Genomic DNA, 12,210 nt, shown 5'->3' with positions numbered 1-12,210 from the left:
GCGATCTGCGGGCCGGGTTTCGATGGGCCGGGATCTGATCGACCTGCCTTACAGTCCAATGCAATTCAATCCGCAGATCCGTCCCGCGGGGCGACAGACAGGGGATCGCGATGACCCATCATGTCCTGACATCGGTGCAGGCTCCAGCACTTCTGCTGGCGCGGGGGCTGGCGCGCAGCACCGAGATTGCGGCCTGCCTGCTGATGATCCTTGTCACATTGCTGAACCTGACGCAGGTGGGCGGGCGCTATTTCTTCAGCACAGGCTTCAGCTGGACCGAGGAAGTCATGCGCTATTCGATGATCTGGCTGATGATGTTGGGCAGTGTCGCCTGCATCTTCCGGCTGGAACATATGGGCATCGAGGCGCTGGAAACCCTTGTGCGCCCGCGTTTCGTGCGCTTCGTGAAATCGGGGCTCTACTCGGTCGCAGGAATTTTCTGCGTCGTGATCCTGATCTATGGCTATCCGCTGGCGCTGCGCAATGCGGCACAGGTCGCACCGGCCTCGGGCATTCCGATGATCCTGCCCTATGCGGCGCTGCCGGTCGGGGCGGTGCTGATGCTGGTGCAGATCGCGCTGAGCTGGCTGACCGGGTTTGAACCCGACCGGCCCGATGAGGCCGATGGCCTGTCGAACGGGCAGGGAGGGGCCGTCTGATGCTCTGGGTTGCCATTCTGGGCCTTGGCCTGCTGTTCGTCGGTGTGCCGGTCGCCTTTTCCATCGGCCTTGCGGGGGTCCTCGGCGTCTGGATCGCGGGCATCCCACTCAGCGTGACGGCGACGCGGCTTTTCACAGGGGTCGACAGTTTCATCTTTCTGGCGGTGCCCTTCTACATCCTTGCCGCCGAAATCATGAGCCAGGGCGGCATCACCGCGCGGCTGATCTCAATCGCTTCGATGGCGACAAGCTGGCTGCGCGGCGGCACCGCCTTTGCCAATATCGGCACCTCGGTTCTTTTCGCCGGGATCTCGGGTTCGGCAGTAGCCGATGCTGCGGCCCTGGGCCGGGTCTTTACCGAGGAAATGCCGAAAGAGGGGTATACACGCGAATATTCGGCAGCCGTCACGGCGGCCTCGTCGGTGGTGGGGCCGATCATCCCGCCCTCGGGTCTTGCGATCATCATGGCCGCTGTTACCGGGCTTTCGGTGATCGACCTCTTTCTGGCGGGGATCCTGCCGGGGCTGCTGCTGGCGGGGGCCTGCTGTGCGGTGGTCGCGGTCGATGCGTTGCGCGGCCGCGTGCCCAAGCCGCGCCCGGTTTCCATCCCGCCCGAGGGCATGCTGCGCATGGGGATCGAGGCGCTGGCGGTGATGACCCTGCCTGTGCTGATCGTGGGCGGCATGCTGACAGGCATCTATACCGCGACCGAGGGCGGCGGTATCGCGGTGGCCTATGCGATCTTCCTGTCGGTGGTCGTGTTCCGCGCGATGACGCTGCGCGGGCTCTGGCTGGCTTTCCTGCGGGCGGCGCGCACCTCGGCCAGCATCTATCTGCTGGTCGCGGCGGCCACGATCCTGTCCTACGCGTTGAACCTTCTGGGGATCGCGGGCTGGGTTTCGGCGGGGGCTGGCTATTTTCAGGACAGCCCGGTGCTGTTCCTTTTCGCGGTCGCCCTTCTTATGCTGCTGCTGGGGACCTTCCTTGATATCGGCGCTGCGATCCTGATCTTTGCGCCGCTTCTGATGCCGATGGTGCGTGAGCTGGGCATCGACCCGTTGCAGGCGGCCATGATCATCATGCTGACGCTGGCCATTGGTCTGGTGACGCCACCGGTGGGGGTGGTGCTGTTTGTGGTGATGCGGGTGGGCCGGGTCAGGCTGATGCCGCTGATCCGGGCGCTGCTTCCCTTCCTTCTGGCACAGCTTGCGGCCATTGCAATCCTTTGTCTGGTTCCCGGCATCTCCAGCTACCTTCCCGGTCTGCTCAACTGACGCTCCGGCAGGTCCGGCCCTTTTCCTTCAAGGCGAGAAAACAGAATGAAGATTACCGGCATCAGCACCGTTGTCGTGAACGCCATCCACCGCAACTGGATTTTCGTGAAGGTCCAGACCGATCAGCCCGGGTTGCATGGCTGGGGTGAGGCAACGCTGGAATGGAAGACCCGCGCGGTGACAGGGGCGGTCGAGGATCTGGCACAATTCGTGGTCGGCGAGGATCCGCGCCGGATTGAGCATCTTTTCGCAAAGATGACGAAATTCAGCTTCTGGCCACTGGGGGCGATCGGGCTTTCGGCGGTTTCGGCGATTGATCAGGCACTGTGGGATATCAAGGCCAAGGATCTGGGCGTGCCGGTCTGGCAATTGCTGGGCGGGCGGGTGCGCGACCATGTGCGCGTCTATACCCATCTGCGCCGTGCCCGGATCGGGGCGCAGGTCGGCACCGGGGATATCAGCGCCTTTTGCGATGCGGTGCAGGAAACCGTCGAAATGGGCTACAATGCCGTCAAGCTGGGTTTCGTGCCCTATTGCGCCTATGAGGCCCCGCTGCGCGACGTGCTGCATGTCGAGAAACTGGCGCAGGCCGTGCGCGAAAGGGTGGGGCCCGATGTCGCGATCATGACCGATTTCCATGGCCGTCCGGCCAATGCCGATACCGCCAAGGCCTTTATCGACGTGATCGCCCCGATCCGGCCCCTGTTCATCGAGGAACCGATCCAGCCCGGCAATGCCGCCGCGATGGCCGCACTGGCGCGGCGGGTGGATTGTCCGCTGGCAACCGGTGAGCGGCTGTTCACGCCGCGCGAATTTGCCGAACTGGCTGAACTGGGCGCGGTCGCCCATATCCAGCCGGATCTGAGTCATTGCGGCGGGCTGACCGGCGGGCGCCGGATTGCGGCAATTGCCGAGGCCGGGCAGATGGGCATTGCGCCGCATAACCCGATGGGCCCGGTCGCGGGCAGCGTGGCGCTGCATTTCGACGTGGCGACCCCGAATTTCGTCATTCAGGAAGAGGCCGTCGGACTGGTGCCGTGGTTCGATGAGATTTTCAGCCACCCGATGCGGCTTGTCGATGGCGCATGGGAAGTGCCCGAAGCGCCGGGCTATGGCATCGAAATCGACGAAAAGGCCGCCGCGTGCCATCCATTCGAACCCGAGGTCATTCCGGCGCTTGAGGCGGTGCTGCCCGATGGCACTATCGCCCATTGGTAGACCGGCGCCCGTTGGCAGGCAGGGGCAGCCCCTAACTGCTCCGCCCGCCCCCGTCCATCCCCCCGTCCATTCTGCCGTCCAGCACCCCGTCAGCCGCGCAGCGGCAGGCGGGCCAGACGTTCGGTCAGCAGCGCAAAAAGCCCCTCGGCATCGACATCGCCCAGAAACAGGGCATTGGGCGCGCGGTCGGTCACATGCCACCAGTCGGCAACGGTCATGCCAAGGGTCAGGTCCGAACCGGTCTCGATTTCCACATTGATCCGGCGGCCTGAAAACAGATCGGGCCACAACAGCCAGGCAATGACACAGGGGTCATGCAACGGCGCGCCTGCGCTTCCGTATTTGTCCTTGTCGAATCGCTCAAAGAAATCGGTCCATTCCGCCACCATGCGCCCGACCTCGGTGCCAAGCGCGCGAAAGGCATCGACCCGGGGTTTTGTCGTCAGCGCCTTATGGGTCACATCCAGCGGCACCACCACAAGGTCGATGCCCGAGCCGAACACGATCTTGGCCGCCTCGGGATCGACGAAGATGTTGAATTCCGCCGCCGGGGTGATGTTTCCCACCTCGAAATAGGCCCCGCCCATCAGGACGATCTGCTGCACCCTTTCGGCGATGTCGGGCGCACGCTGCAGGGCCGTCGCGATATTGGTCAGCGGCCCCAGCGGGCAGAGCGTAACCGTGCCTGAAGGTTCTCGTCGCAGCGTCTCGATCAGGAAATCCACCGCATGTCCGGGCCGCAGCGCCATGGTCGGTTCGGGCAGTTGCGGCCCGTCCAGCCCGGTCTTGCCATGGACATGTTCGGCGGTGACCAGTTTGCGCCGCAGCGGCGCGTCGCATCCCGAATAGACCGGCATATCCACTGCGCCTGCCAGTTCGCTGATGATGCGCGCATTGCGTTCGGTCAGGCGCAGGGGAACATTGCCTGCAACGGCCGTGAGTCCCAGCACCTCAAGCTCGTCCGGCGAAGCCAGCGCCAGCAGAATCGCCACGGCGTCATCCTGCCCGGGGTCGGTGTCGATGATGATCTTGCGGGGGGAGGGTGTCATGGTCGCTCCTGAACGTTCGCGTCAGGAAAGCGGAGGGGGCGCGATTTGTCCATCCGGTAAAATCGCGCCCGCCCTTTGGTTTTCGGTCAGGCCGGGATCAGTTGTCGTAGCCGACTTCTTCCATGATCCGCAGCGCCGCCGGGCGCAGTTTGGCCAGTTCGGTCAGATTGACATCATCGGCATTGATCTCACCCCAGCTTGCGACCAGTTCCGACAGATCGGCGCCTTCCAGAACCGGGTATTCATGGTTCACCTCGGCATAGATCGCCTGCGCCGCCGGCGAGACAAGGAACTCCATCAGCTTGACCGCGTCATCCTTGTTCGGGGCGGATTTGGTCATCGCGACGCCCGAGACATTGATATGGGTGCCGCCATCCTCGAAGGTCGGGAAGACGATGCGGACCGATTCCGCCCATGCCTTCTGCTCGTCATCGGCCAGCATCGCACCCATGTAATAGGTGTTGGTCAGGCTGATATCGCATTCGCCCGCCCAGATCGCCTTGACCTGCGCGCGGTCATTGCCTTCGGGCTTGCGTGCCAGATTGGCCTTCAGACCGGCGGCCCATTCCTTGGCGGCCTCTTCGCCCTGATGCGCGATGACGGCGGCCAGCAGGGCAAGGTTGTAGTCATGCACGCCGGGACGGGTGCAGATGCGGCCTTTCCACTTGTCCGAGGCCAGATCCTCATAGGTGGTGACTTCGCCATCCGCGACACGCTCTTTCGAGGCATAGACGACGCGGGCGCGCGAGGTCAGTGCGAACCACAGGTCATCGGGGCTGCGCAGCGCCTCGGGCACGGCCGATTTCAGGGTCTCATTGTCCACAGGCTGCAGCACATCGGCATCGACGATCTGCTGCAGGTTGGCGATGTCCACGGTCATCACCAGATCGGCGGGCGAACGGTCACCCTCGGATTTCAGGCGTTCGACCAGACCCTTGTCGATATGCGCCAGGTTCACGGTGATGCCGGTCTCGGCGGTGAAAGCCTCCATCACCGGTTCGATCAGGAAGGGCTGGCGGGTCGTGTAGACATTCACCTCCTGCGCGAGGGCAGGAAGGGCCGTGCCGCAAAGTGCCAGGGCGAGGATGGGAAGACGCATGGTTGACCTCTTTTGTCGGAATATCGCCGCCGTTAAGCCCGACAAAAACAGTCAAGTCAATAGTTGATGGAAGCTGTCGGAAATCAGGATCGCGCCTTTCGCGCCTTCTCCTCGGCCTTGGCGCGGTTCCACAACCCGTCCATTTCCGCCAGATCGCTTTGGGCGGGTGTCTTGCCGCTTTCGGCCAGAACCTCCTCGATCCGTCTGAAACGGCGCGTGAATTTCGCATTGGCGGCGCGCAGGGCGGCCTCGGGGTCAACCTGCAGATGGCGGGCAAGATTGGCCATGACGAACAGAAGATCGCCGAACTCCTCCTCGACCTCGGCCTGGGTCAGGCTCTCGCGCGCCTCGGTCAGTTCGGCCGCTTCCTCGGTGATCTTGGCCAGAACCTCATCGGTCGAGGGCCAGTCGAAGCCCACCCTTTCCGCGCGTTTTTGCAATTTCAGCGCCCGCGTCAGGGCAGGCAGGCCAAGGGCGATTCCATCCAGCACGCCGGTCTCGGCCTTGCCTGCACGTTCGGCGGCCTTGATCGCCTCCCAATCCGCGGTCTGCTGTTCGGGGGTCTTGTCGCGGCTGTCGCTGCCAAAGACATGCGGATGCCGTGCGATCATCTTGTCGCAGATCGCGCGCGCCACATCGTCAAAGTCAAAAAGGCCCGCATCCTGGGCGATCCGGGCATGAAACACCGTCTGCAGCAGCAGATCGCCCAGTTCGCCACGCAGATCGGCCCAATCCTGCCGTTCGATCGCATCCGCCACCTCATGCGCCTCTTCGACCGTATAAGGGGCGATCGAGGCGAAATCCTGCTGAATATCCCAAGGACAGCCGGTTTCGGGGTCGCGCAACCGGGCCATGATTTCCAACAGCCGATCCATCCCGCCCGCAGGATCGGCAATCAGCGCATCGCTGTCGGATCGGGGCATCGGTCTGCGGGGTTGGGCGCTGCGGGAAAGGGGCATTGCATGGCCTTGCGATTTGGGGTTCTGTCCCGGCTTAACCGTTCGCGCCCGAAGGAGTCCACCATGCCCGTTCTCAATGCCATTGCCGGTTATGCCGATGAGATGAAGGGCTGGCGCCAGCATTTGCACCGCTATCCGGAACTGGCCTTCGACTGCCATGAAACCGCCGCCTTCATCGTGGCGCGGCTGCGCGAATTCGGCGTGGATGAAATCCATGAAGGGATCGCGACCTCAGGCGTGGTCGCCATCATCAACGGGCAGGGCGCCGAGCAGGGGAACGGCCCGGTGATCGGGCTGCGGGCCGATATGGATGCGCTGCCGATCACCGAACTGACCGGGGCCGACCATGCCTCGACCCGGCCCGGCAAGATGCATGCCTGTGGCCATGACGGCCATGTGGCGATGCTCTTGGGGGCGGCGAAATACCTGTGCGAGACGCGGCGCTTTGCGGGCAAGGTGGCGCTGCTGTTCCAGCCCGCCGAGGAAGATGGCGGCGGCGGGCAGGTCATGGTGCAGGAGGGCGTGATGGACCGTTTCGGCATCGGCCAGGTCTTTGGCATCCACAACGCGCCCAATGTGCCCTTCGGCCATTTTCAGGGCACGACCGGCGAGCTGATGGCCTCGGTCGATACGGCCACCGTCAAGGTTACCGGCAAGGGCGGGCATGGCGCCAATCCGCATGAATGCGTCGATCCGGTGGTGGCCATCGTCGCCATGGTGCAATCGCTGCAAACCATCCTGTCGCGCAACCTTTCGGCGCATGATGAGGCGGTTGTCTCGGTGACGCAGATCCATACCGGATCGGCCTCGAACATCATCCCCGAGGATGGCTGGTTCTGCGCCACGATCCGCTGTTTCAAACCCGATGTGCGCGAGATGCTGAAGCGGCGGTTCCATGAGATCGTCGCGGGCCATGCGGCGGCATTCGGCGTCCGGGCCGAGGTGGATTACGACTGGGGTTACCCCGCGACCGTGAACCATGAGGCACAGGCGCTTTTCGCCGGAGACGTCGCGGCCGAGGTGGCGGGGCCGGATGCGGTGAACCTGAATGGGGGCCGTGAAATGGGGTCCGAGGATTTCAGCTATATGCTTGAGGCGCGTCCGGGGGCCTATTTCTTCATGGGCAGCGGGCCGGGGGCCGGGCTGCACCACGCGGCCTTTGATTTCAATGATGAGGTCGCACCATTGGGGGCATCTTTCTTTGCGCGGCTGGTCGAACGCGCGCAGCCGCCCGCCTGACAACTGCCTGGCTGACGGGTCAGTAGCGGTCCAGCCAGTCGCGCAGCCGGGCCGCATTTACCCCCAGATCGCTGCGCCCGAAGCGCAGGCGCGACAGGATATCGAGTTGCGCGCCGTTCCCCTCGGGCCGGGCTTCGGCGGTGATGTAATCGGGAAAGCCCCAAAGTGCTGACCGCGCGACCCATGTGATGCGCCCCTCCTCCGGGCTGCCCGCGATGCGGCTTGTGCGGGGGCTGGCCTCGGCAATCCCCGCCAGCCGCGCCAGCGCGGCATCCGGTGTTCCCGAAACCAGACAGGCCGCCTGGGCCGCACCTGTCATCGGGATCACTGCATCGGGGCCACAAGGGCCGGTGGCGTCCTGTATATCCAGCGCAACATGCCAGTCGGCAGGATCGGTCGGGGCCAGCCGGATCCAAGCCGCCGCCGCGATCAAGGCCAGAAGAAGGATGATTGCCCACATGCGGTGGCCTCCGGTCATTTACGGTGATGCGCCCAGTGATAAAGGCAGATCAGGTCATGCGCGACATGCGCCCCCGCCACTGCAGTCATCAGCGCATGGTCATAGGGGGGGGAGACCTCGACCACATCGCCGCCCACCATATTGACCCCCGCCAGCCCCCGCAGGAGTGCGGCGGCCTGCCAGCTTGCCATGCCGCCCCAGACCGGCGTGCCGGTGCCGGGCGCAAAAGCAGGGTCCAGCGCGTCGATATCGAAGGTGATATAGCAGGGCCGGTCGCCCACGATGGCGCGGGCCTTGGCAATCGCGGCCTCCACCCCGTCCCGGTGCAGTTCGGGCGCGTCGATCACATTGACGCCCAGATAATCATCGCAATGGGTGCGGATGCCGATCTGGACCGAGGTTGCAGGGTCGATCAGCCCGGTCTTGACGGCCTTGTAGCTCATCGTGCCATGGTCGATGCGCGTCAGGTCATCATCGGCCCAGAGGTCGGAATGGGCATCGAACTGGATCAGGCTGAGGGGGCCGTATTTCTCGGCAAAGGCGCGCAGGATGGGATAGGTCACATAGTGATCGCCGCCCAGTGAGATCACACCCGGCCCGGCGGCAAGGATACCCCTGATATGCGCGGTCAGCGCATCGGGAAAATCCGAAACCTTGGCATAGTCGAATGCCATGTCGCCGTAATCGACAATGGCCATCTCCTCCAGCGGGTCGGTGCCCCAGCCAAAGGGCGGATCGAAGGGTTGCAGGGCTGACGCCTCACGGATCGCGCGGGGGCCGAAACGGGTGCCGGTGCGATGCGTCACCGCCTGATCGAAGGGAATGCCGGTGATCGCCAGATCGACGCCGGTCAGATCTTTCGTGTAGCGGCGGCGCAGGAAACTGGTGGCGCCGCCAAAGGCATTCTCAAAGGCAAGGCCGCGCAATTCGCGGCGTGTAAAGGCCAAATCAATCTCGGATTTCGCGTCTTCCAGTGCCATCAACGGTTTCCTTCAAGGGAAAGGCGTCGTTCGGGCCCCGGAGACGCCAGCGATCCGGATGCGGCAGCAAAGCGCCGCATCCGGGGGCTGTCAAGCGGGGCGCATCAGGAAAGCAGGGCGATGGCCTGTGAAGCCCTCAAGCGCCTTTTGCTGTCCCCAAATATCCCGGGGGGTGAATTTGGCGCAGCCAAAGAGGGGGGCAGCGCCCCCCCTTCGCCCTCGCACTGCGGTTCTTCCGGGCTGACCCACCGGCACAAAAACGCGCCGGTGGGTGCAATCCGATACCCCCGTCACGAAAGCCGCACGCCCTCGCGCGTCAGGTCATCGGCCACCTTGCGGATTGCCGTCTCAAGCGTGTCGCCGACAAAGGCCACATCATCCAGAGTCAGGATCAAGGGCGGTGACATGACATTCAGATGCCCCAGCGGGCGCACCATCAGCCCCATCGCCTCGGCCGCATTTGCGATGCGCTTGCCCACGTCCAGTTCCTCGGGCAGCAATTCACGGCTGGACTTGTCGGCGACATTTTCCACGCAGATCATGAATTTACGGCCCCGCACATCACCCACCATCGGCAGATCGGTCAGCCGCTTCATCCGCGCTTCGAATTCCGCGCCCACGGTCATCACGTTTTCAAGGATGCCCTCGGATTCGATGATCTCGATATTCTTCAGCGCCACAGCACAGGCAACCGGATGGCCCGAATAGGTGAAACCGGATGTGAACCAGCGTTCGCCATCGGCGGCCATGGCCTGCCAGATGCGATCTGAGAAGATCAGCGCACCCAAGGGGATATAGCCCGAGGTCAGGCCCTTGGCAGAGGTGATCATATCGGGCTGGATACCGAATTCCGAAAGACTTGCAAACCAGTGCCCGATCCGACCGAAGGCGGTGACCACCTCATCAGCGATGAACAGGATGTCATGCTGGCGGCAGATCGCCGCGATGCGCGGCAGATAGCCCTCGGGCGGCACGATCACCCCGCCCGAAGCCTGAATCGGCTCGGCAAAGAAACCCCCCACATTGTCCGGCCCGATCTCGGCCAGTTTCGCCTCGAACTCGGCCACCAGATGATCGCAGAAGGCGGCTTCATCCATGCCTTCGGGCGCGCGGTAGAAATTCGGCACGCTGATATGGTGGATGCCGCTTTCCTTGTAGCGGAATTGCGGCACGCGGTCGCCGGGGCGCTTGCCGATGCTTTGCGAGATATAGGTCGATCCGTGATAGCTGTAATCGCGGGCAATCACCTGTGTCTTATCCGGGCGCCCCATGCAGCTTTGAAAGAAATGCACCATCCGATAGGCGGTATCGATTGCGGTGGATCCGCCTGTGGTGAAGTGCACGCGGTTCAGATCACCGGGCGCAAGGCTGGCCAGTTTCGCCGCCAGCCGGGCCGAGGGGCCGTTGGTCGTGTCGACGAAGGAATTGGAAAACCCCAGTTTCAGTGCCTGTTCGGCCATGGTTTCAGCGATCTCACGCCGGCCAAGGCCGATATTGGTGCACCACATGCCGCCCACGGCATCAAAATACCGTCGCCCGCCGGCATCCCACAGCCAGCAGCCTTCACCCCGGTCCATCACAAGGGCGCCGTCGCGTTCGAACGGGCCGAAATTGGTCCAGGGGTGCAGGGCGTGATCGCGGTCCATCTGCCACAGGTCATCGGGGCCGGGCAGGGTCTTGAGGTCGAGCATCGGTCACTCCAGTGAAAAGGGACTGGCAGTCTAGCCAATAGGATTAAAAAGGCCAGCCCTGTCAGGTCAGGGCTGCGTGGGCAGGGCTCGGGACGCGGATCGGGGCAGCGTCTGGCCCAGATCTGGCCGGTCCCAGCTGTGTCAGGCGGGCCGGTCCGGCGGGGCGTGCGGATCGGCGGGTGCCGTCGTGGCGGGAGGCTGCTCCGCCACGGTGTCCGTGCGCGCGGCGTCGATCGGCGGCGGATCCTGCCCCCAAAGGAAGTTCCCCAGTTTTTCCAGGCCCGGCACATGGTCACAGATCACAGATGCCACAACCAGAACGGGCACCGCGACAATCATGCCGATCACCGACCAGAGCCAGGCCCACATCGCCACGGCCAGAAACACCACAACCGTATTCATCTGCAAACGGCGCGACACGAAATAGGGGGTGACAAGCTGCCCCTCGATCGTGGTCAGCGCGAAGTAGCTGATGCCCACCAGCGCCGGGATCTGGAACCCCGGAAAGGTCAGCAGTGCCACGAAGGTCGCGATGGCCGTGCCCGCGACCGCGCCAAGATAGGGAATGAAGTTCAAAAGAAAGGCCATTGTGCCGAACAGCACCGGCGAGGGCATGCCCCAGATCCACATCAGCGTGCCGATGGACAGGCCGAGGGCTGCATTGATCAGGGTGATCGACCCCAGATAGCTGCCCAGACTGTCCTCGATCTCACGCAGTGCCCCATAGGCGCGCCGCTTGTCACCCAGACTGTCGAAGCTTTGCACGATCTTGAGGTAAAGCAGATCGCCAGAGGCCAAGAGGAAGAACAGCAGGAACAGCACAAGCGAGGTCTGCGCGATCAGTGATGGCGTCGCGGCCAGCACCGAAAGCAGGGTTTCAACCCCGCTGACCGGGGATTCCGCGTCTTCATCGGACATCTGTTCAAGCGCCGTCTCGATGGCCCCGAAGGTGCCGCGCAGCGCTTCGAACTGCGCTTCAAGGCGGCCGGTGATCATTGGCAGATTGTCAATCAGCCCGCCAGCCGGACCCGACAGCAATGTGACCAGCATAACCAGCACCGCGATCAGGATCAGCACCACCGCCGCAGCGGAAACCGAGGGCGGAACGCCGCGCCGGTCCAGTTTGCGCCGCAGGGGCACAAAAACGAAAAACAGCAGGATGGCCAGAGTGACCGGCATCAGGAAGGCCCGGCCGGCGGCCAGCGCGGCAAAGGCAAGGATGATGAAAATGCCGATCAGCGCCCAGCGGGCCGAACCCGTTTGCGACGCGACGGAAAAGGGAAATCTGGTCTGATCGGGGGGCAATCGGGTCTCCGCAGGCTCGGGGTTCAGGCAGGTCGGGATAAGAACAGTGGCGAATAACACACGACCTTGCGGATCCGGAACAGACCGGGGCAGGCACAATGTCAGTAAAACAATAGTCCGACGCTCAGCAGACAACGCCGCGAAGGCGGTTCCGTTCCCTGAAAATCCGCCACCCGTTGCTGAATCCCTCATTACCGACAAGATCAGAGCGACCGGCGCCGGTGGGCGGGCCATCTGTCGTGGCCTACTGCCCAAGATAGCCGCCCGCGATTGACAC

11 protein-coding genes are annotated in these 12,210 nt (G+C 63.6%); 4 read left to right on the top strand and 7 right to left on the bottom strand.

Translation table 11 applies throughout. The features are described from left to right. Nucleotides 1-110: 110 nt before the first annotated feature. The 3 genes from JL811_RS11670 to dgoD are packed head-to-tail and all read left to right on the top strand — an operon-like array spanning nucleotide 111 to nucleotide 3,151. Nucleotides 111-659 (top strand): TRAP transporter small permease, encoded by a 549-nt coding sequence (locus JL811_RS11670; RefSeq protein WP_237684931.1) that lies wholly within the window; start codon nucleotides 111-113, stop codon nucleotides 657-659. Next, nucleotides 659-1,933, top strand: coding sequence for a TRAP transporter large permease (locus JL811_RS11665; protein WP_202688792.1), 1,275 nt, complete (start codon nucleotides 659-661; stop codon nucleotides 1,931-1,933). Before JL811_RS11670 ends, JL811_RS11665 begins: the two co-directional genes overlap by 1 nt. A gap of 45 nt (nucleotides 1,934-1,978) precedes the next feature. Then, nucleotides 1,979-3,151 carry a galactonate dehydratase gene (dgoD, locus tag JL811_RS11660; RefSeq protein ID WP_202688791.1) on the top strand — a complete coding sequence of 391 codons (1,173 nt, stop codon included), beginning with the start codon at nucleotides 1,979-1,981 and terminating at the stop codon, nucleotides 3,149-3,151. An 89-nt stretch (nucleotides 3,152-3,240) separates the two neighbouring features. On the opposite strand, the gene JL811_RS11655 is transcribed toward dgoD, so the two are convergent. The 3 genes from JL811_RS11655 to mazG all read right to left on the bottom strand — a co-directional run bounded on the left by JL811_RS11655 (nucleotide 3,241) and on the right by mazG (nucleotide 6,222). Next, nucleotides 3,241-4,200, bottom strand: a complete 960-nt coding sequence (locus tag JL811_RS11655) for a nucleoside hydrolase (protein ID WP_202688790.1) — start codon at nucleotides 4,198-4,200, stop codon at nucleotides 3,241-3,243. Between the two features lie 97 nt (nucleotides 4,201-4,297). Continuing rightward, nucleotides 4,298-5,299, bottom strand: coding sequence for a Fe(3+) ABC transporter substrate-binding protein (locus JL811_RS11650; protein ID WP_202688789.1), 1,002 nt, complete (start codon nucleotides 5,297-5,299; stop codon nucleotides 4,298-4,300). Nucleotides 5,300-5,382: 83 nt separating this feature from the next. Continuing rightward, on the bottom strand, nucleotides 5,383-6,222 hold the full coding sequence (gene mazG / locus JL811_RS11645; RefSeq protein ID WP_202688788.1) for a nucleoside triphosphate pyrophosphohydrolase: 840 nt from the start codon (nucleotides 6,220-6,222) through the stop codon (nucleotides 5,383-5,385). Nucleotides 6,223-6,321: 99 nt separating this feature from the next. Here mazG and JL811_RS11640 point away from each other — a divergent pair, with 99 nt between their 5' ends. Next, nucleotides 6,322-7,497 (top strand): M20 aminoacylase family protein, encoded by a 1,176-nt coding sequence (locus tag JL811_RS11640; RefSeq protein ID WP_202688787.1) that lies wholly within the window; start codon nucleotides 6,322-6,324, stop codon nucleotides 7,495-7,497. Between the two features lie 19 nt (nucleotides 7,498-7,516). Here JL811_RS11640 and JL811_RS11635 read toward each other — a convergent pair whose 3' ends face one another. The 4 genes from JL811_RS11635 to JL811_RS11620 all read right to left on the bottom strand — a co-directional run bounded on the left by JL811_RS11635 (nucleotide 7,517) and on the right by JL811_RS11620 (nucleotide 11,933). After that, nucleotides 7,517-7,957 (bottom strand): DUF1499 domain-containing protein, encoded by a 441-nt coding sequence (locus tag JL811_RS11635; protein ID WP_202688786.1) that lies wholly within the window; start codon nucleotides 7,955-7,957, stop codon nucleotides 7,517-7,519. Between the two features lie 14 nt (nucleotides 7,958-7,971). After that, nucleotides 7,972-8,937 (bottom strand): agmatinase, encoded by a 966-nt coding sequence (speB, locus tag JL811_RS11630; RefSeq protein ID WP_202688785.1) that lies wholly within the window; start codon nucleotides 8,935-8,937, stop codon nucleotides 7,972-7,974. A 290-nt stretch (nucleotides 8,938-9,227) separates the two neighbouring features. Beyond that, nucleotides 9,228-10,628, bottom strand: coding sequence for an aminotransferase (locus tag JL811_RS11625; RefSeq protein WP_202688784.1), 1,401 nt, complete (start codon nucleotides 10,626-10,628; stop codon nucleotides 9,228-9,230). A 141-nt stretch (nucleotides 10,629-10,769) separates the two neighbouring features. Next, nucleotides 10,770-11,933 carry an AI-2E family transporter gene (locus JL811_RS11620; RefSeq protein WP_237684930.1) on the bottom strand — a complete coding sequence of 388 codons (1,164 nt, stop codon included), beginning with the start codon at nucleotides 11,931-11,933 and terminating at the stop codon, nucleotides 10,770-10,772. Nucleotides 11,934-12,210: the final 277 nt, after the last annotated feature.

Source organism: Szabonella alba (assembly GCF_016765775.1).
Taxonomy (GTDB): domain Bacteria; phylum Pseudomonadota; class Alphaproteobacteria; order Rhodobacterales; family Rhodobacteraceae; genus Szabonella; species Szabonella alba.
This window is presented reverse-complemented; position numbering and strand designations above follow the sequence as displayed.